Origin of the sequence: Hydrobacter penzbergensis (assembly GCF_900106985.1) — a bacterium.
GTDB classification, from domain to species: Bacteria; Bacteroidota; Bacteroidia; order Chitinophagales; family Chitinophagaceae; genus Sediminibacterium; species Sediminibacterium magnilacihabitans.
This window is the reverse complement of record NZ_FNNO01000006.1, coordinates 109,847-128,237: the sequence shown is the minus strand read 5'-3', so window position 1 is coordinate 128,237 and position 18,391 is coordinate 109,847. Positions and strand designations below refer to the sequence as shown.

21 protein-coding genes are annotated in these 18,391 nt (G+C 46.0%); 9 read left to right on the top strand and 12 right to left on the bottom strand.

From position 1 onward, the window contains the following. Positions 1-31 precede the first annotated feature (31 nt). The 11 genes from BLU98_RS08400 to BLU98_RS08350 form a co-directional block, all read right to left on the bottom strand. Positions 32-1,435, bottom strand: a complete 1,404-nt coding sequence (locus BLU98_RS08400) for an undecaprenyl-phosphate glucose phosphotransferase (protein ID WP_092723587.1) — start codon at positions 1,433-1,435, stop codon at positions 32-34. 98 nt (positions 1,436-1,533) lie between these two features. After that, a complete protein-coding gene (locus tag BLU98_RS08395; protein ID WP_092723586.1) occupies positions 1,534-2,310 on the bottom strand; it encodes a WecB/TagA/CpsF family glycosyltransferase in 777 nt (258 codons plus the stop codon). Between the two features lie 13 nt (positions 2,311-2,323). Then, positions 2,324-2,521, bottom strand: coding sequence for a hypothetical protein (locus BLU98_RS08390; protein WP_092723585.1), 198 nt, complete (start codon positions 2,519-2,521; stop codon positions 2,324-2,326). A gap of 21 nt (positions 2,522-2,542) precedes the next feature. Further along, positions 2,543-3,517 carry a hypothetical protein gene (locus BLU98_RS08385; RefSeq protein WP_092723584.1) on the bottom strand — a complete coding sequence of 325 codons (975 nt, stop codon included), beginning with the start codon at positions 3,515-3,517 and terminating at the stop codon, positions 2,543-2,545. 156 nt (positions 3,518-3,673) lie between these two features. Further along, positions 3,674-4,849: a glycosyltransferase family 4 protein gene (locus BLU98_RS08380; RefSeq protein ID WP_257574829.1), complete on the bottom strand. Its 1,176-nt coding sequence runs from the start codon at positions 4,847-4,849 to the stop codon at positions 3,674-3,676. Positions 4,850-4,883: 34 nt separating this feature from the next. Continuing rightward, complete coding sequence (locus tag BLU98_RS08375; protein ID WP_092723582.1) at positions 4,884-6,014, bottom strand: glycosyltransferase family 4 protein; 1,131 nt, start codon at positions 6,012-6,014, stop codon at positions 4,884-4,886. Continuing rightward, positions 6,011-7,378: an O-antigen ligase family protein gene (locus tag BLU98_RS08370; protein WP_092723581.1), complete on the bottom strand. Its 1,368-nt coding sequence runs from the start codon at positions 7,376-7,378 to the stop codon at positions 6,011-6,013. Before BLU98_RS08370 ends, BLU98_RS08375 begins: the two co-directional genes overlap by 4 nt. A 14-nt stretch (positions 7,379-7,392) precedes the next feature. Beyond that, entirely contained in the window at positions 7,393-8,310 is a 918-nt protein-coding gene (locus BLU98_RS08365) for a glycosyltransferase family 2 protein (RefSeq protein WP_092723580.1), read from the bottom strand. Next, complete coding sequence (locus BLU98_RS08360) at positions 8,307-9,530, bottom strand: lipopolysaccharide biosynthesis protein (RefSeq protein WP_092723579.1); 1,224 nt, start codon at positions 9,528-9,530, stop codon at positions 8,307-8,309. The genes BLU98_RS08365 and BLU98_RS08360 overlap by 4 nt, the downstream gene beginning before the upstream one ends. Positions 9,531-9,550: 20 nt before the next feature. Beyond that, positions 9,551-10,519 carry a class I SAM-dependent methyltransferase gene (locus BLU98_RS08355; protein ID WP_092723578.1) on the bottom strand — a complete coding sequence of 323 codons (969 nt, stop codon included), beginning with the start codon at positions 10,517-10,519 and terminating at the stop codon, positions 9,551-9,553. 7 nt (positions 10,520-10,526) lie between these two features. Beyond that, complete coding sequence (locus tag BLU98_RS08350) at positions 10,527-11,201, bottom strand: hypothetical protein (RefSeq protein ID WP_092723577.1); 675 nt, start codon at positions 11,199-11,201, stop codon at positions 10,527-10,529. Positions 11,202-11,240: 39 nt separating this feature from the next. Here BLU98_RS08350 and dut point away from each other — a divergent pair, with 39 nt between their 5' ends. From dut to BLU98_RS08325, 5 genes are all read left to right on the top strand, one after another. Further along, positions 11,241-11,690, top strand: a complete 450-nt coding sequence (gene dut / locus BLU98_RS08345; RefSeq protein WP_092723576.1) for a dUTP diphosphatase — start codon at positions 11,241-11,243, stop codon at positions 11,688-11,690. Between the two features lie 121 nt (positions 11,691-11,811). After that, complete coding sequence (gene lolB1, locus BLU98_RS08340) at positions 11,812-12,654, top strand: lipoprotein insertase outer membrane protein LolB1 (protein ID WP_092723575.1); 843 nt, start codon at positions 11,812-11,814, stop codon at positions 12,652-12,654. A gap of 25 nt (positions 12,655-12,679) precedes the next feature. Continuing rightward, complete coding sequence (locus BLU98_RS08335) at positions 12,680-14,032, top strand: murein hydrolase activator EnvC family protein (RefSeq protein ID WP_092723574.1); 1,353 nt, start codon at positions 12,680-12,682, stop codon at positions 14,030-14,032. A gap of 92 nt (positions 14,033-14,124) precedes the next feature. Then, entirely contained in the window at positions 14,125-14,334 is a 210-nt protein-coding gene (locus BLU98_RS08330) for a hypothetical protein (protein ID WP_092723573.1), read from the top strand. Next, positions 14,309-14,662, top strand: coding sequence for a hypothetical protein (locus BLU98_RS08325; protein ID WP_092723572.1), 354 nt, complete (start codon positions 14,309-14,311; stop codon positions 14,660-14,662). Before BLU98_RS08330 ends, BLU98_RS08325 begins: the two co-directional genes overlap by 26 nt. A 54-nt stretch (positions 14,663-14,716) precedes the next feature. Here BLU98_RS08325 and BLU98_RS08320 read toward each other — a convergent pair whose 3' ends face one another. Next, positions 14,717-15,730 carry an AI-2E family transporter gene (locus BLU98_RS08320; protein WP_092723571.1) on the bottom strand — a complete coding sequence of 338 codons (1,014 nt, stop codon included), beginning with the start codon at positions 15,728-15,730 and terminating at the stop codon, positions 14,717-14,719. Positions 15,731-15,783: 53 nt separating this feature from the next. Here BLU98_RS08320 and BLU98_RS08315 point away from each other — a divergent pair, with 53 nt between their 5' ends. The 4 genes from BLU98_RS08315 (at position 15,784) to atpC (ending at position 18,348) form a co-directional block, all read left to right on the top strand. Further along, the gene (locus BLU98_RS08315; RefSeq protein WP_092723570.1) at positions 15,784-16,143 is read left to right on the top strand and encodes a hypothetical protein; all 360 of its coding nucleotides are present in this window, start codon (positions 15,784-15,786) and stop codon (positions 16,141-16,143) included. Continuing rightward, positions 16,130-16,408 (top strand): hypothetical protein, encoded by a 279-nt coding sequence (locus tag BLU98_RS08310; RefSeq protein WP_092723569.1) that lies wholly within the window; start codon positions 16,130-16,132, stop codon positions 16,406-16,408. Before BLU98_RS08315 ends, BLU98_RS08310 begins: the two co-directional genes overlap by 14 nt. Before the next feature lie 183 nt (positions 16,409-16,591). After that, positions 16,592-18,097, top strand: a complete 1,506-nt coding sequence (gene atpD / locus BLU98_RS08305) for a F0F1 ATP synthase subunit beta (RefSeq protein ID WP_092723568.1) — start codon at positions 16,592-16,594, stop codon at positions 18,095-18,097. Between the two features lie 5 nt (positions 18,098-18,102). Further along, a complete protein-coding gene (gene atpC, locus BLU98_RS08300) occupies positions 18,103-18,348 on the top strand; it encodes an ATP synthase F1 subunit epsilon (RefSeq protein WP_026767969.1) in 246 nt (81 codons plus the stop codon). Positions 18,349-18,391 lie beyond the last annotated feature (43 nt).

Below are 18,391 nucleotides of genomic sequence, written 5' to 3'. Positions count from 1 at the left end.
CTTCGGCAAAAGATGCATAAATTAATATATTCTAATACGCATTCTGATCCCCTCTGCAGATATTGATCACCGTTTGCAGAATGATCTGGCAATCCAGCCAGAATGTCCAGCGATGGATATAATAGAGGTCGAAGTTCACACGGCGCTGCATAGAGCCCGGACTGCGGGTTTCACCACGACAGCCATTCACCTGCGCCCATCCTGAAATACCCGGCTTCACCACATGGCGCAGCATGTAATTGTCTACCGTTTGCATGGATTCCAGGTTTAGTGGTGTGGGGTGGGGGCGCGGACCCACCACCGACATATTACCCAGCAACACATTCCAGAACTGGGGCAGTTCATCGAGGTTAGTGCGGCGCAGCACGGCACCGAGGGGCGTCACGCGCGGATCGTTTTTCAGGGCCTGGTTATAATGGCCGTTGCTGTCGGTATCGTGGCTGCCATTCACCATGGTACGGAACTTATAGCAAGTGATCTTTTCATTGTTGAGACCCCATCTTTCCTGCTTGAAAATAACAGACCCTCGGGATGTAAGTTTAATTGCTATCGCAATCAGGGGGAGCAGCCAGCTACCGATCAACACGAAGAAAAAAAGAGAAAACAACACGTCGAAAATGCGTTTGAGAAGCTTGTTCTCTTCTTTATCCAGCGGCAGCTCGCGGATATTGATCACCGATAATTGCCCGATATTATTGACCTGTATGGAAGAGGTGGCGAACTGTTGCACATCGGGAATGATTCTTGCCTTGGTACCGTAATAATCGCAGATCTCAATGCATTCCTGGATCATTTTGCTTTGGGCATTGGGCAGGGCGATGACCACTTCATCTACCATCTTGCCTTGTAAAAGGGCAGGCAGTTGAGAAAGGCCTCCGTGATAAGTACAGCCGTTCATTTTAGGCGTATGGTCGTCGATGAATCCAATGCATTTATAACCGTAATAATAATATTTATTGATGGTCTCATAAAAATCGAGGGCGCTGTTGGTGGCGCCTACCAGCAACAGGTTGTCGAGCAGCTTGCCCTGGAAAAGGGCCGAGTGCAGGTATTTACGGATAATGTATTTGGTAATGGTAAAGAAACCAAAGAGCAGGGCGATGAAAGTGACGAAGAACAAACTGCTGAATTGAAAATAATCCTGGAGGAAAAAAGAAATGGAACTGAGCAGTATGCTGTAGATGACCAGCGTGTAAGCAATAAAAACGATCTCTTCAGAATACTTGTTAGACCGCCGGTCTTTGTATAGCTTGGAAAAAGCGGTAGCAACGTACCAGGTAGTGAGGGCGATCAATAAAAAAAGATAATTGCTGGCATCGTTGGCGAAAATACTTTGTTTGAGAACCAGGCGTCTTGCCACTATGAAAGAGATCCCGATCACAGGACCGTCGATGATGTATTTAATGAGCGTGTACCGGTTATACGACTTGGTCATAATGCGTTCAAAAGGATATTAGCACGTTGATAGGGGGGATCAACAATTTTCATGCTAAAATAGTTGAATATTTAATAGCCACCTAAGAAAGACCCGGTTTAGGGGATAAAACGCTGCTTGCGGATCTTCTGCCTCACTACCAGGGGGATGAAGCGGGGTGCCTCTACAAAATAGCGGTTGAACAGGCGCCGGGGTTCTTTGTAAAAGCGGTACAGCCATTCCAGGCCGTTTTGTTGCATGAAACGGGGTGCCCGGGGTATCAGTCCGGCTGCCACTTCAAAAGCGCCGCCTACGCCAATGGCCACTTTCACTTCCAGTTGGTCGAGGTGATCATATATCCAGAAATCCTGCTTGGGGGCCGTAAGACTCACCCAGAGGATATCGGGTTTAACCTCGTTGATGAGCCGGATCATTTTTTGGTTTTCGGCCTCGCTGAACTGTTCGGCGAAAGGTGGAGAGTAGAGGCCGGTGATGCGGATGCCGGGGAAGCGCTGTTCATAGGCTGTTTTGAGCTGTTCGGCCACCCCTTCCCGGGCGCCCAGCAAGAACATGGTATATTTTCTATGGTAGCACTCCTCCATATATTGCGGGAGCAGGTCCAGGCCGGTAACCCTTCCTTTCAGGGGGGTGCCCAACAGTTTGGAGGCCCAGATCAGGGGAACACCGTCGCACAAGGTGAGATCGGCGCTGTTGTATAATTCTTTGAGGGGCCGATTGCGGTGTGCCCACACCACGCAGTTGACAGGCGTAACACAAACTCTTTTTTTCTCGCCGGCATCCACCCACCGGTTGAAGATATCCATCGTTTCCCGCAAACTAACATTGCTAATGCCCGTTCCGACAATATTCACTTTAGCTGCAGTTTGCTCGTTCATAAGCTATAACACCTTATATCTTAGCGTAATTACTAACTACAATATTCTTGTTTTTAGTTATTTCGCGTAATTTTCGTAACAGTATAGCTTTTTCTTCTTTCTCTTTTTCCTTTTGTGCTTCTTCGTGTAACTTTTGAATAGCCTTATATACAGCCTCCTTTTCAATCTTCTCCTCAACTGAACTTTCGATATTGACTTTCTTAGTTTTCATGACTCAAAAGTATTATAAATTTTAAAAAGACTGCGATTTTAGCTCATGCCCCGATAGAAACCTAAACCCATTTTCATTAATGACGGCAACCTTTACATTTCCACCTACTGTAGGTATATTCTCAGTATACTTTTGTATATCTCTTTCAATTCTCATCAAAAGACAAGCCAAGTCTACTGCTTGCTGCAAACTAAGCTCTCGTAATTTATTCATTTTAATGTCATAGTAGAATTCCTTTGGTAATACATCCTTATTTTTTGACAATTCTGTTACATAGTCTTTTGGAAGGCCTGCAGGATTGATATTAAAATCTTTGAATATTTGTGTAGCAACTTTAGGTATCAATTCATACACAGTATCGATATCGCCCCATAAAATCTTTTCAGTTATTCTATTTTGTCCTTCACAAACGACCGTAGAATAATCTGGTTGTTCTTGAAAAGAAACACACTGCAATTCTTCACCATCTTTTAAGTCTTTGGGGCTACTTCGATTCACATGAAGTTTGTAAATAACTGTCTTTTGCGTCATCTTAGAAAAACGGGTAATGATAAAAATAGTATGATAAACTTCGTTTCCACTTTTTAGACATTCATTTGCTTCTTTATTCAAATACTTCGCAAGCTCTTGCACTCGTGTTTTTATTTGCGTAGAATCGCCTTTTTTTATTAATGATTTTTTCGCAGATGTTATTATATTTTCTAAGCTCTTATTGTTTAATCTTGCAGCTCCTGCAGTAGCTATTGCAGTATGGCTTCCATACTCAAAAAGTTTCTCTTGGAAGTCCTTAGTATAAGATGGCTTTGACTTAAACAGATTAACAACTTCACCTGCATCAAGGCTGATGTTTATTTCACCATTGTTATCCTTTACTACTTTGGATTCCATGTACTTATAAAAATCCTCATATTCTAAAATGGGTTTTGATGTAGTAACCAGCGAATCAGCAATCAAAGCTGCTCCTTTTTTAGCTATTACGGTGGCTATAAAAGTCATAGGTAGTACTTATAGGTGTTCACTTGTAATGATCAAATCAAATATAGAGAGGCGATTAATTTCAAACAAGGGTGTTTTCACTCTTGTTTAGATGCAGAATGATACAGATGTACTTCCATTTCTGGTGGATGACGTCTGAGACACCGGTCACCGGCATCAAAAATGATAAACCTGCTCGAGGGTTTGCAGGTAACGCATTTCAGAGTAGTGCTGCTGAAAGCGATTGTATGAATCGGCGGAAATTTTGTCGAGCGTTTCCCTGGAAAGTCCTTCAAATAAATTGATCACCCTGATCAGGTCGTCGGGGTTGCCGGCTTCGTAAAGGAAACCATCCGTTTCATTGTTTACGAACCCACGGCTGTTGATGGTGGTTGCTACAATAGGAATGGCTCCGGTGCTCCGCGCTTCAATCAGGGTCATGGGCATTCCTTCAATCCAGAGAGAAGGAAATACAAGAGCGCGGCATTGCGCATAGTATTTAAACAGCACTTCGGGAGGCTGGGCGCCTTCGTACCGGATGTACTCAGAAGTATGTTGTTGCACAAAGTCAGACAACTCCCCTTCGCCAAAAATCACCAGCTTTTTCTTCGCTTTTGTGAAGGCTGCTACCAGGTGCTGGATGCCTTTTTCTTCACTCAGCCTGCCTGCATAGAGATAATAGTCGTCCCGTTGATCGTAATGCTGATAGTTGCCATTGCCGGCCATCGGCAAAAAATTCGGCCTCACTACAATACGTCCGGCAGGCACGCCTATTTCTTCCAGTAAATGGGGCATGAATGGATTGACAGCGATAAAACGGTCTACTTTTTTAACCCAGGTGCCCAGCAAACGGTGAAAACGGGTAGACAGGGCCAGTGCAGCCGAAAACATACCGGAAGATTTGAAGCATTTACCGGCAATCCCCTTATTGAAGCTTTTCTTTGTATGACAATCGAAGCAGGTTTTGCCATTGAGGAAGAAAACACCGTTCAGACAAAACAAGCGGTAATTGTGCAGGGTCATTACCGTGCTGGCGCCGGCAGCTTTTGCCGCCCAGAACACAGAAGGCGATGCCGTATAAAAGAAGTTGTGCACGTGTACCACCTGTATCCTGTGTTTCTTGACCAGCCGGTATACTTTCAAAAAAGCGTTCAGGTTATAAAAAAGCTTCAAAGGCATTGAAAAAGCGCCGAAGCCTGCTTTACTCAGTTGTTGGTTCTGAAATTCCAGGTAGTGGATGGTATAGGCATTCCTCGTTAGCACTTCCATTTCGTTGTGTACCACACTGTCTTCCCCGCCTTTGTGCAGGTACTTATTGTGGACAAACAATACAGAAGGTTTCAAAGGAACCATTGGTGTAATTTGGAAAGGCACAAAGATAGTCAAATCAGGAACTCCGGAGCTTTTTAAATAGCGCCACCAGTTCCTGCGCAGCGATCTTCCAGGAAAACTGCCGCAACCGTTCTGTTCCTTTTTGTATGAGGTCGGTCCGCAAGGCTTCATTGTCGATCACCATACGCATTTTCGAAACCATATCAGCCGTATCATAGGGGTCGAACGTTAACACCGCGGGTCCGCCTATTTCCGGTAAGCAGGTATTATTGGCCACCAGTACCGGTACCTGGTAACTGAATGCTTCCAGTATGGGAATGCCGAAGCCTTCGTTTACAGAAGGGAATATATAAAGGGCTGCGTGCTGGTAAACCATGCCCAACTGGTCATCTGGCAGGTAACCGGGTGTGATCACTTCATTTTCGAGCTGGTGCTCCCTGATGGCGGCCATGATCTGTGCCGTATCATCTGAATGCATTTTTCCATCACCCTTTCCTACTAACACCAATTTGTATTGCTCGTATCCATGATCGCGTAATTGTTTGAATGCACGTATCAGTGCGGGAAGGTTTTTCCTTTTTTCCATCACACCTACATGCAATATGTACCGGAAGTGCTGGTGAACCGGAAGCCAGGAAGGAAGCGCTGCTGTAGCCTGCCTGTTATGCAGCGTTTTCGGACCTTCATAGATAGTGACGATCTTTTCGAGCGGGATTTTTGTATAATGATGGATCCTTTGCCGGGCATAATGACTGGGCGCTACAATGCATGCAGAACGCCTGGCCGCAGGAATGGCGATAAGTTTAAATAGTTTAAGCCAGATGTGGTTATAGTGTTGGGGATATTCGTAAAAAAATGCATCGTGAAAAACCTCTACGGTTTGATAACCCAAATGCAGATAAGGGGCAAAATAATCGATACAAAAAATAATATCCGTTTTCTTCGACCATGCTTTTAAAGGCAGCGACACCTGTTTCCAGCATTGCAGGTTGAAGTGCTCGAACAACTTCAGTAATTTATTTTTGCCGGAATAGACAGGTATCCAGGTATCGAAAAAGAAAAAACGGCAATGGCTGTCTTCTAATAGTTTCAACTCCCTGCACAACTCTTCGAGGTAAGTCTTTTGGCCGGTAGCGGCAGCCTTTAAGTTGCGTATATCAATGCCGATATTGAGGGGTCTTGTCATAGTTGGTGCCGCAATGATAAATTATTTTGTGCAACCATGCTAATCATCAGTCCGGACAAGAACCAGGTGAAATAACTGATGTATATATAAGATTCTACTTCCGAAGTGAGCAACGGAATAATAAGTCCCACTTTCAGTAATACCAGGGCAATGCCCAGCTTGCGGTATTTAAGGTGTGATTGCCGCATGAATAGTTTTGCTGCGTTACCAATGATCAGTACATATATCCATAAATAAAGCAGTACCGATACCAACCCGGTTTGCACACCGATGATGATGAGTTGATTTTCTCCGCCAATATTGGCTTTGAGCTCACCAGCTATACGGCCCGATGCGCCGAGGCCAAGTCCTAGCGGGTGGCTGGCAATGGCCTGCACGCCGTCGAGCCACTCTAACAAGTGACTTACACTGGAGCTGTCGGTAAAGTCGATGGTAGACGCAATGAAATCATATACATCGCCTTTGGTCCATACCAGGGTGATCAGTGCAAGCGCCACCAGCCCCCAATGAAATATTTTCAGCAGCAGTTTCTTTTTAGTGAGAATGGCATAGGCATACAACATGATGAAATAGCTCACAAAAGAGGCCCTTGAAAAAGCAAAGAGCACGGAGAGTAATGTGCAACAAAAGGCAATGATGATGAAGTTGTTCAACTTCAGTTTGTTGTCCCTCCTTGTCATCAAAGCTATTAATACGGAAAGAGTAACCAGGGTGGCTGCCGCATGCTCCAAGGGCATGGAAAAAAAACTGGCAAAACGTTTGATGCCGTTAGACGTTTCGAATGTCCAGGTAAGACCATAATTACCCGAAGGATCTACGTTGAAAAAGTAAAAATTATAATCGGGATAACCAGTATGGGTTTGCAGGTGCTGGCCGTTGATCAGTTCGAACAGCAACACTACAGCTGCCGCTATGGCCACCATACAGATATAGCTGAAATACTTGTTAAGGTTAACGTTGGTGCCGGAAGATAAGCGGCCGATAAAATAGACCAATGCAAAAAAGCAGCTGCTCTTGTAAGAGAGTAGTTTCTCCATCACACTGTAACTGCCAATGGGCAGGATCACATATAAGAGGATATAAGAAAGATAAGCGATGATGAGCCAGTCAACCGTATGGAATTGTATGCGCTCTTTGAGCCGGTAGATCAAACAGCCTAATGTAAGCAGTACGAGGAATTCTTTGCAAGCCTGCAGAAGGGGTATCAGGCTGCCGAAACCATACATGAAACTGACAGACAACGATGTAATATAGATAGGCAGCGAAAAAATAACGAAGATCAGGAAACGGTCTGTTTTGCCCTGTAATACATAATAAACCGATAAGAAAAAGAAAACCAGGTATATGACAGGAAACAGGAACATGGGCAATCTTTGCTTTATGGGTATTGAATGGAATCAAAAATGCCGTCTTTAATGGCGCGTGTCATGGCTTTTAGTTTTTGAAAACGGCCCCTCATGGTGAAATACCCCAATACCATAACAAGATAACCAAAATTAAACAGCGCTACACTAGGTACGCAATACCAGGGCGTATATTGCTTAATGATCCACAGCCGATTGCGCTGGTTATAATAATGTGCAAGCGGGTGAACATAGCCTTCTTTGGATTTGGTCTTACTCTTTGTAGACATACCGGCAATATGATAGATCACCGCATCGGGTTCGTATACCAGCGGGTAACCCAGCTTGCGAATGCGGAAAGAAAGGTCTACATCTTCATTGTATAAAAAGAACTTGTCTGCAAACAACCCGCTCTGTTGTAAAACACTGTTACGAACCAGGAAGGCACATCCTGTGATCCAGTCTACCTCTTTACGGATGGCATATTTGGGATGGGTATGCTTAGCTTCCCCCAGGGTATAGCTCCAACCCAGGAACCGGTTATAATAAGAGCCGCCGTTCCAAAGCAGTTGCCGGTTGTGCTGGTAAAAAATGCGCGGTTGTACAGCGCCGGCTTCCCGGTGGGCGTCCATATAGGCGGTGAGCTTTGCAAGAAAATCAGGTTCTGCGAGGGTATCGTTGTTGAGTATGAGTGAATACGTGAATCCGTTTTGCAATGCATACCGTAAACCGATATTATTACCTCCTGTAAAACCCAGGTTAGCGGAAGAACGTAAGAAAACAACTTGTGGATGCGCCGCTGCAAGCTGATCGGCTGAACCATCTGCAGAAGCATTATCTACCAGGATCACTTTGTAAGATGGATGAGTAAGACCGGCCAGCGAATGCAGGCAATCGTTCGTTACTTCGAAACTGTTCCAGTTGAGCACTATGATCGCAACAGAAGAATTCATGCATGTGTTTTGCGGATGAACAGAAAATACAAAGGCAAACTGCAAACTTCGATGATAATAGGGAAATACCCATACCAGTTTTCATGGCCCAGCTTTACAAACAGGAAAGAAGTGATGATGGCAATGGAACAAAGGATCACCCCGATGGTAAACAGGTAGCTGTACCTGTTTTTAACCAGCAGGTCAATCACATTCATGGCATTGAGTGCGGCTATAAAAGGCACGAATGCAACAGAACGGATATACAGGGTGGTGAGAGTATCCGGTTTTCCCGTAAGCAGGGTAACGATCCAGGGAGCAAGCCAGAGCAGTCCGCCCGCAGCCAGCAGGAAGCAAACAGCCAGCCACCCATTGATGGTGGTTTTATATGAGTGCCATAATTCTTTTTGTTCGCGGAACAGGACCGCTGCGCGCGGGTATACAGCACTGGAAAAAGAAACGATGAGCAGGCGGAACGACCATACGATCTTATCGCATAAAGAGTAAGCGCCGAGAACGAGCGGGGAAACCACACCCGAAAGGGTAAACAGAAAAAAAGACTGTTGCAATTGCACAAACAAATTGTTGCCTGTGAGAAAAAAATTATGCTTCAGGAATTGCCGCATCGCTTCAACGGAAATACGGTACCGGGTCAATTGATATTGACGTAGAAGGTATACCAGCAGGGGAATAAAGAAAACAGTACTGCTGAGACCCAGGTAGAAATTAACCCACCAGCCGGGCGTATTGGCATGTATCAGTACAATGATGAGCAGCGCAGAAAGCAATTTGGCCATCAGGTTGGCTACATTGTATAAAAATAATTTTTCGATGCCGATGAAAAAGAACAGCGGATTAAGCATTTCTGCAAAAACGATGGTACTGGCAAACAGGAAATAACGGGCATGCGGAACAGAAAAACCATAGAGACCTGCGAGCACTATCATTGATAGTATGAAAAGCAGGAAACGCGTATAGTAAACCGTATAAAAGATTTCATTCAGTGCCTTGCCATTGTTTTTATTGATCGCTACGTCTTTAATACCCGACTGGTTGGTGCCATAATTAATGAACAAACCGGCAAGCGCTGCATAAGCATTGGCCACCATGGCATACCCGAATTCATGCAGTCCGATGATACGGATGATGATGGGGAACAGGAGGATCTGGATCACTGCATTGGATACCTGGATAAAACCGAGGTTGAAAAAATTGGCCAGGAAAGGCTTGCTTTTGATCATGGTGCAATGATATAGATAAGTTATTTCATTTTCTTCAACCAGAAAGAGCCCGGCTCGGCATCTGCTGTAAGGTTGGTCAGTACTGCTTGCGTTTGAGGAAAATAACTGTTTTTAAGGTGGTTCAATGTAAAAAGGATTTCAAAACTTTCATTGAAATACAAGAATGCTTCCAGCAGGTACTGTTCGTTCCAAAGCCTGATTTCATCTACCAACCATTCCTTGCGGTAATGGCGCGGCGTAAAGATATCATGGATGTGAATGATCACGTCTTTAGCGAGTATTGGAAGAATTTCCAGGTATTCAAACAAGACATCGTTTTCGGGGCGGATCACGTGCGATGAATCGATGAAGAGAAAATCACCCGCTTCGAGTTGAGAGAAAAAAGAAGGATCGATGTTCTCAACCTTTTCTTTCTTGAATTCAACTTCTTCGAATTGTTCCAGCCATTGGAATTCATATGGCTCGATGCAGATGAGCTTGGTATCGTGACCTTCCGCTTTGTTCCTGCGGATCGCTTCGAGACTCAGCAGGGTGGTGAACCCGGAACCGATTTCGATGATCTTTTTAGGCTTGAGGTTACGGATCATCAGGTAATACAGATCCGCATCGCCTGCAGCAAAAGAACCGTTTTGCAGGTAATAGCCAGGCCGCTGCTGCGCTTGACTTTTGTGTTGAGGCAATGAACGCAATTCTTCCACATAACGCAGTTGCTGCAACATAGATAATTGTGCCTGCTCCCTGAGATCGATATGAAGATTGCGGATCTTTTTCGCATCGAATTGAGCGGAATATTTGATCTGCGGCTCGTAATAATGGTTCCTCACCGGGTAGATGCCCTGGCGAAGGAATACGGCCCTGTTGACAGGAAACTTATGAATACCATGCAGTTTGATCACACGCAACAAAGGCAGGTACAGGAAAGTAACAGGACTGGTGATTACGTCATAGATACGTAAGGCCGCCTTTTTAAACATACTCTTCATTTTCATGTGCGGATTAATATTTGACGGCCGTGATGCGGATATTATCGACTGACCAGCTTTTCTGGCATAAACTGTTAAAAGGCTGCAATGCGTCGCTGCAAGCCAAGGTCATTGCATTGGCATTATGTGAAGTGGTGATCTCTATTTTATACAAACTGCTTCCGTTGGCTGAATCTTTCAGCGCGCAAACGCCCGGTAAGCTGATATTCCAGGCATCGCTGTGCGCAGGGCTGGAAGCATTGCCTGCCTTGTAATTATTAGGGAAAGACTGGCCATGGATCCCATTGGAAAAAGTGGTTTGATAAAAGGGGTGATCATCCAGCGTCATTTGCCATACATCGGGAATATTATTACTGCCCAGGATAAAATCGCCGTCCCACTTATCGTGAATAAGCAGGTCGAACTCTATTTTGATGGCATTGTGCTCGGGCAGGGTATCGAGGTGCAGCTCAAAACGGTTGTTGTTGAAGTTGCCGAACACATGGCTGTTGTTAAAGGAGAAGATCTTTAGCGAAGTATCGAGCCCATTGTAATTGTACACTTTAAGACTGGATTTCGACAATGTTTCGAAATCGTTAAAGTATACTTGCCTTTTAGTGGGCAAGTCTTTGAAACAGGCAGAAAAAAGGCAGGTTATTACAAAAGATATCAACGAAAGGGGAAGTAATGTGCTCCTGCTGTTCTTCATGGGGCCAAAAATAAGGCATCATTTCCTACATTTGCCACCATGCCGGAAAATCGTTTAACCATCAGGATCATCAACCACTCGAATAATGCATTGCCTGCTTATGCCACCAATGGTTCATCGGGTATGGACATCAGGGCCTGGCTCGATCAACCTCTCACCCTGGCACCCCTGGAAAGGGTGCTGGTGCCTACCGGTCTTTTCCTGGAAATACCCGAAAACCACGAAGCCCAGGTGAGGCCCCGCAGCGGTTTGGCCATCAAGCAGGGTATTACCTGCCTGAACACGCCCGGTACCATCGATGCAGATTACAGAGGTGAGCTGAAAGTGATACTCATTAACCTCTCTAACGAACCCCAGACATTGCAGCCGGGAGACCGTATTGCGCAATTGGTGTTCCAGAAAGTGGAGAAAGCGGAGTGGCTAGAGGTGAAGGAGCTGAACGAGACAGAAAGAGGCAGCGGAGGCTTCGGACATAGTGGAAAACAATAACTAACGCGTCATCCTGAGCGAGCGAAGCGAGTCGAAGGAGCTGCTTGAAGGTTTGGGCAGATCCCTCGGCTACGCTCGGGATGACGTCGCAAATTGAGGATGACGTACGAAAAAATAGATCATGAGCTTAACTAAAAATAATTTTCTTGTTGTGGTACTTCTTCTGTCAGCAGCTTTCGGCTGTAAGACGGCTAAGAAGGTACAGACCATCCAATCTGCCATCACCAAAAAAGACACGGCACAGACCGTAGTGATCAGCGAGGCACCGAAAGTAGATTCAGCAGCGATTGTAAAAGACCTGGTAAATAAAGTGGCGAAAAACAAAATTGATTTCAGCACTTTCAACGCCAAGATCAAAGTAACTTACGAGAGCTCTGAGAACAGCGATAACTATACCGCTTACCTCAGCATGCAAAAAGACAGCATGATACTGATTAAGATTGCGGGTAAATTTTTAGGCATCAGCAAAGTGGGACTGCAGGCCAAGATCACGAAAGACAGCGTGGTGCTGGTGAAACTGGTGCAGGGTGCATCGGTAAGCTATCGATCCATCAGCTACCTGCAGGATGTAACACAGATACCGTTCGATTTCAATACCCTGCAGGACCTCATCATCGGCAACCCCATATTCATCGACGGAAATATTGTATCGTATAAGAATACCCCTTCGCAGTTGCTGGTACTCATGGTGGGCGACCTTTTTAAGCACCTGCTGAGCATCGACAATAACAGCGGCAGGATCCTGCACAGCAAGCTCGACGATGCCGATCTGCAACGCAACAGGACCTGCGATATCACATTCAATAATTACCAGCCACTGGGTAATTATCAGTTTGCTGCTTACAGGAAGATTTCAGTGGCGGAAAAATCGAAACTGGACATTTACCTCGATTTCAAGGAATTTTCCCTAAACGAACCGTTAAAATATTCTTTCGATATCCCTAAAAGAATAAAGCGTAAGTAAATTTCCTTCTTAAACCGAGCCGGACATGATGAAAAGACTGTTGACTGTATTTCTTTTACTGGGCCTTGCAACGGGTTGCGCCTACGCGCAAACGACCAGGGAAGAATTGCAGAAAAAAGAACAGGACCTGAAAAAAGAATTGGCCGACCTGAACCGCCAGCAATTGGAAATACAGAAGAACAAGAAACTATCGCTGAGTCAGCTCGCCATCATCAAGAGAAAAGTAAAAGCCCGTGAAGAACTGGTGAACAGCATCAGCAAACAGATCCGTGCACTGGATGAGACCATCTTCACCAACGAACGGGATATTTATCGGCTGGGCAAAGAACTCGATACCCTCAAACTGAAATACGCCAAGAGCGTTGTGTTTGCCTATAAGAGCCGGGGCGGTTATGAATACCTCAACTTCCTTTTCTCGGCCAACAGTTTCAACGACGCCGTCAAGCGCATTACCTACCTGAAAAGTTACCGGCAGAACAGGGAAGCGCAGGCCAATGCCATCGTTAAATCTGACCAGCTGCTGCACGAAAAGATTGGCCAGTTGAACAACAACAAAAAAGAACAGGTGGTGACCCTGCAAAAACAAAGCGATCAACTGAAAGCTTTGCAGGAAGACCGTCGCGACCAGGATCAGGTAGTAGCGCAGTTAAAAGGAAAAGAAAAAGAAATAGGCAAGCAGATACACGACAAAGAAAGGCAGCGGCAGAAAATGCGGGAAGCCATCCTGGCTGTGATCCGCCGCGAAACAGAGGAGGCGGCCAGAAGAGAAAGAGTGGCTAGGCTGAAAGCGGCTGAAGATGCCAAAAAAGCGGCAGCTGCAGGTACACCCAAAGAAGCGGAGCCTAAGAACAACACTGCAACCGCTACGGTAAAACCCAAAGCAACAGAGTCCAAAGTGGCCGATGCACCAGCGCGCGACCGGGTATACACACCTTTAGAGTCTACACCGGAAGGCCGCGAAACCTCTATCAAATTTGAGAACAACAAAGGCCACCTGCCCTGGCCGGTAGATGTGGGTAATATCGAAGCGCATTTTGGGGTAGAAACCATTCCGGGCACCAAGCTCACGCGTAAGACCGATGGTATTGAGATATCCCTGCCACAAGGATCAACAGTGAGAAGCATTGCCGATGGAGAAGTGTCGTATGCCGGAGAAGTACAGGGAGAAGCTACTGTGTTTCTGCGGCATGGTAAGTACTTCAGCATTTACAGCCATCTTTCCACCATTTTTGTTTCACGTGGCCAGCAGGTAAAAGCCGGCTCTGTGCTGGGCCGCTCGGGCACCAACATCGACGGAGAAGGCGCATTGCTGTTAATGATCAACAATGAAAAGAACACCCCCCTCGACCCCGAACAGTGGCTGAAGAGGCGCAGGTAATTGTTGATGTTATTTTTAAGATTTATGGTAGATTATTTGGGTTATCCTTACAATGAATTTGAACTTGTCATTGACGAGAATGGATTAAGATCATGCCAACAGTTTTAGATTATAATATTGATACTAAACAGGTTAATAGAACTGATTCAATACCAGTTCATAAACCTGGCTTCATTAGTAGAATTGTAGGTAGTTATAAGGCAAGGGCCAAGAGCATTGCCAGGGGGCTTGCAGAAGCGGAAAAAATTAAGAACGGACAGAAGAAAGTAAAATCTTTTGAGCAAGCCATCAAAGACCTTTAAAGTTATCCCAACAGACAATTTTTTATCAGAAGCAAAAAATCTCCTTAAAAAATATCCGAATATTAAGGATGACTTTTTGGCCCCTGCTGATATGCTTAAGTGTGACCCTATAACTGGAAACGATTATATTGGCAGGCAGTGTTATAAAGTCGGGATGCAGATCTCCGATAAGAAAAAAGGTGAATCTGGAGCTGCGCGGGTAATAGTAAATATTGAAATATCAGATAGAGAGGTTTATGTTTTATCAGTGTATGATAAGGGAAATCAATCAACCATTAGCGAAAAAGAGTTGAATAAACTGCTCGCAAAAAAATCATTGATTAATTAAACTTTTCTTCTTTGCCCCGGGCTTAAGCCCGGGGCAAAGAAGAAAAGGAGGGGATCAATTTTTTTGCTGGAACTCCAAATAATAGATCTTCAACAAGATGATGAAATAAGAGATCAGCAAAGGCCCGAATATGAGCCCCGTGATGCCGAAATAATGCAACCCGATGATCACGCCCAACACCGTAACAATGGGATGCACATCCGCCATCCGCTTGGCCAGCGCAAAACGAACAAAATTATCCACCACACTGAGTACGATAGATCCCCAGGCCAGCACAAAAACACCCTGCCAGGTATGACCTGTTGCTATTAAATAAACAGCCACCGGCACCCATACCAACGCCGTTCCCACCACCGGCACGATAGAAGAAAAACCAGTGACCACAGCCCAGAAACCCGCTTCATTCATCCCTGCAATCAGGAAGGAAATATAAATGACCAGTCCCTGTACCACCGCAATCAATGGAATGCCTACGGCATTGCTGACGGTCTGGGCTTTCAGCTCATGTCCGAACATTTTGATCTTGGACCGTTTGAAAGGCAGGTAAAAAATAACGGCCGCCTCCATCCGGTTGATGTTCACGATGAGGAAGTACAGGAAGAAATACATCATGGAGATATCGCTTACCAGGTTGAGACCCTGGTTGAGGGCTGAAGAAATAAAATTGGTGAGCCAGGAAGTGAGCTGGTCTATGTTCTTGGACGATAACAGGGTGAAATGCAAATGCACCTGCAAGTAGGCATCGAGGTCTTTCAGCGGGCCGATGATCATCTGCGTGTTGCTGGTAACGGAAATGATCTTCGAATACAACATCGTTGCCAGTAATGAAATGGGTAGAAGGATGATGAAGAAGGAAACCACAATGACCAGCAGGGCCGCCATGGGCTTGGACCAGCGCTTCTTTTTGATCAGCCATTCCACCGGCGATTTACTCAATACATAAAACATGATGGCCGCAAGAAAGGCGGTGAGGAACTGCACCAGGCTGTACAGCAGGAAAACGCCGAAGAGGATGATGATGGCCAGGAAAAAATACCGGTTGATCTTATAATCTTGTCGTTGTAGCATGCTTATCGTATTTTCGTTAAGCTCCTCACGAATATAATTCAAACCCCGCACCGATGGAAAAGAACCGTTTCTTTACCGAGTCGCGCAAAGAGCTGGAACAATACCTGCTCGACCGCCTCTTACTCATGAAGCTGCAGGGTACCGGCCGGCTGGCCAGGCTGGTGGCGGTGCTGTTTTCGGTATTGGTGATGGCCATACTGGCTGCTTTGATCATCCTGTTCCTGAGTATTATGGCAGGCTATTATTTTGCCGACCTCACCGGCAGCCTGTACAAAGGCTTTGGCCTGGTGGCGGGCTTTTATGTGCTGGTACTGGTATTATTGGTGATGGTACGCCGGAAATACGAGAAAAAGATCATTAACCTGATCATTGCGATAGTGCTGGATAACCCTAAAGACGATGACCGTGACTGATCCCATACAACAGATGCCCATCCGCAACCAGGAAGACCTGCAAAGGGCTGTATCGTTGGTAAAACAACGCATCAGGAAGCGGGAAGAAGACCTGGAAGAACGCTGGGAACAGCTCCCCGAAGCCGCCGCCCAAACCATGATAGAAGCAGCGGTGCCGATGTTCCTGGGCAACCGCCTGGCATCGGTAGCGCTGCGGATGGGGAAAAAGGTGGTTTACAAGCTGCTGGACAAGTTTTTAGGCCCGTCATCGACGCCGTCATCCTGAGCGAGCGAAGCGAGTCGAAAGACCTGCTGGCGGGTTCGGGCAGATCCCTCGGCTGCCCCTTCGACTCGCTTCGCTCGCTCAGGGTGACGATCGAAAAAATCCCTTCTTCCCTACACATCCATCAGACATTTTCCCTACTTTTGCGGCCAATTCGAAATTTAAACCTCATTTATCTCTCCAAATATGGCTACAAAAGGTAAGATCAAACAGATCATTGGTGCCGTGGTAGACGTGCATTTTCCCAATGATAATGCATTACCCGAGATCTACAATGCGTTGGAACTGACCAAAGAAAACGGTGAAAAACTGGTGCTGGAAGTACAGCAACACCTGGGTGAAGACAGTGTACGTACCATTGCGATGGACGGTACCGAAGGCCTGGTGCGCGGTATGGATGTAACAGATACCGGAAAACCCATTGCCATGCCAACCGGAGAGGGCATCAACGGCCGTCTGTTCAACGTTACCGGCGATGCGATCGATGGTCTGCCACAGCTGAGCAAAGCGAACGGACGTCCTATCCACAATAAACCCCCATTATTCGAGAACCTGAGCACTTCTACAGAAGTACTCTTCACCGGTATTAAAGTGATCGACCTGATCGAACCTTATGCAAAAGGTGGTAAGATCGGTCTGTTCGGTGGCGCCGGCGTAGGTAAAACCGTATTGATCCAGGAACTGATCAACAACATCGCAAAAGGACACGGTGGTTTGTCGGTGTTCGCAGGTGTGGGCGAGCGTACCCGTGAAGGAAATGACCTGCTGCGTGAAATGATCGAAGCGGGTATCATGAAATATGGCGACAAGTTCAAGCACAGCATGGAAGAGGGCGGCTGGGACCTGAGCTCGGTAGACCTGGAAGGGTTGAAAGAGTCAAAAGCAACATTCGTATTCGGACAGATGAACGAACCCCCCGGAGCCCGTGCACGTGTGGCGCTCTCTGGTTTGACCATCGCGGAGTATTTCCGCGACGGCGATGGCACCGGTAAGGGTAAAGACATCCTGTTCTTCGTAGACAATATCTTCCGTTTCACCCAGGCAGGTTCTGAGGTATCGGCCCTGCTGGGACGTATGCCTTCGGCCGTAGGTTACCAGCCTACACTGGCTACTGAAATGGGGCTGATGCAGGAGCGTATCACTTCAACCAAGAACGGTTCAATCACTTCCGTACAGGCGGTATATGTGCCTGCGGATGACCTGACCGACCCCGCTCCGGCTACTACCTTCGCCCACCTCGATGCTACTACCGTATTAAGCCGTAAGATTGCCGACCTGGGTATCTATCCTGCGGTGGATCCGCTGGATTCTACATCACGTATCCTGACCCCCGCAGTAGTAGGCGATGCGCACTATGATACTGCCAACCGTGTAAAACTGATCTTGCAGCGTTATAAAGAATTGCAGGATATCATTGCCATCCTCGGTATGGATGAATTGAGTGAAGAAGATAAGATGACCGTTCAACGTGCACGTAAAGTGCAACGTTTCCTGTCACAGCCCTTCCACGTGGCTGAGCAGTTCACCGGTCTGAAAGGTGTATTTGTAAGCATCGAAGATACCATCCGCGGTTTCAACGCCATCATGGATGGTGAAGTAGATGAGTATCCCGAAGCGGCCTTCAACCTGGTAGGTACTTTGGAAGATGCTATAGAGAAAGGAAAGAAATTGTTGGCGGCAGCGAAAGGATAATAATTATGATTTTAGAAATACTGACTCCCGATAAAAAAGTATACAGCGGTGATGTGCTGGGTGTTCAACTGCCCGGTATCACAGGGTTGTTCGAAGTATTGGATAAGCATGCTCCGTTGGTAAGCGCATTGGGAAAAGGACAACTCAAAATTCTGAAAGACAAGAACAGCACCGAGAGCTACAAGATCCAGAGCGGATTTGTAGAGGTCCTGAATAACAAAGTGACTGTGCTTGTAGAAGGTTGCGAATAATGTAATCTTTCATTAATAATCTAATTCATTGCCCCTGGCTTAA

What these genes read in the sequence shown, in the direction of transcription:
- BLU98_RS08400 (WP_092723587.1), bottom strand. Translation starts at nt 1,435, where the DNA reads ATGACCAAGTCGTATAACCGGTACACGCTCATTAAATACATCATCGAC.
- lolB1 (WP_092723575.1), top strand. Translation starts at nt 11,812, where the DNA reads ATGAGCTTAACTAAAAATAATTTTCTTGTTGTGGTACTTCTTCTGTCA.
- BLU98_RS08320 (WP_092723571.1), bottom strand. Translation starts at nt 15,730, where the DNA reads ATGCTACAACGACAAGATTATAAGATCAACCGGTATTTTTTCCTGGCC.
- BLU98_RS08370 (WP_092723581.1), bottom strand. Translation starts at nt 7,378, where the DNA reads ATGTTCCTGTTTCCTGTCATATACCTGGTTTTCTTTTTCTTATCGGTT.
- atpD (WP_092723568.1), top strand. Translation starts at nt 16,592, where the DNA reads ATGGCTACAAAAGGTAAGATCAAACAGATCATTGGTGCCGTGGTAGAC.
- dut (WP_092723576.1), top strand. Translation starts at nt 11,241, where the DNA reads ATGCCGGAAAATCGTTTAACCATCAGGATCATCAACCACTCGAATAAT.
- BLU98_RS08380 (WP_257574829.1), bottom strand. Translation starts at nt 4,849, where the DNA reads ATGGTTCCTTTGAAACCTTCTGTATTGTTTGTCCACAATAAGTACCTG.
- BLU98_RS08315 (WP_092723570.1), top strand. Translation starts at nt 15,784, where the DNA reads ATGGAAAAGAACCGTTTCTTTACCGAGTCGCGCAAAGAGCTGGAACAA.
- BLU98_RS08310 (WP_092723569.1), top strand. Translation starts at nt 16,130, where the DNA reads ATGACCGTGACTGATCCCATACAACAGATGCCCATCCGCAACCAGGAA.
- BLU98_RS08385 (WP_092723584.1), bottom strand. Translation starts at nt 3,517, where the DNA reads ATGACTTTTATAGCCACCGTAATAGCTAAAAAAGGAGCAGCTTTGATT.
- BLU98_RS08350 (WP_092723577.1), bottom strand. Translation starts at nt 11,201, where the DNA reads ATGAAGAACAGCAGGAGCACATTACTTCCCCTTTCGTTGATATCTTTT.
- BLU98_RS08375 (WP_092723582.1), bottom strand. Translation starts at nt 6,014, where the DNA reads ATGACAAGACCCCTCAATATCGGCATTGATATACGCAACTTAAAGGCT.
- BLU98_RS08365 (WP_092723580.1), bottom strand. Translation starts at nt 8,310, where the DNA reads ATGAATTCTTCTGTTGCGATCATAGTGCTCAACTGGAACAGTTTCGAA.
- BLU98_RS08390 (WP_092723585.1), bottom strand. Translation starts at nt 2,521, where the DNA reads ATGAAAACTAAGAAAGTCAATATCGAAAGTTCAGTTGAGGAGAAGATT.
- BLU98_RS08360 (WP_092723579.1), bottom strand. Translation starts at nt 9,530, where the DNA reads ATGATCAAAAGCAAGCCTTTCCTGGCCAATTTTTTCAACCTCGGTTTT.
- BLU98_RS08330 (WP_092723573.1), top strand. Translation starts at nt 14,125, where the DNA reads ATGCCAACAGTTTTAGATTATAATATTGATACTAAACAGGTTAATAGA.
- BLU98_RS08355 (WP_092723578.1), bottom strand. Translation starts at nt 10,519, where the DNA reads ATGAAAATGAAGAGTATGTTTAAAAAGGCGGCCTTACGTATCTATGAC.
- BLU98_RS08335 (WP_092723574.1), top strand. Translation starts at nt 12,680, where the DNA reads ATGATGAAAAGACTGTTGACTGTATTTCTTTTACTGGGCCTTGCAACG.
- atpC (WP_026767969.1), top strand. Translation starts at nt 18,103, where the DNA reads ATGATTTTAGAAATACTGACTCCCGATAAAAAAGTATACAGCGGTGAT.
- BLU98_RS08395 (WP_092723586.1), bottom strand. Translation starts at nt 2,310, where the DNA reads ATGAACGAGCAAACTGCAGCTAAAGTGAATATTGTCGGAACGGGCATT.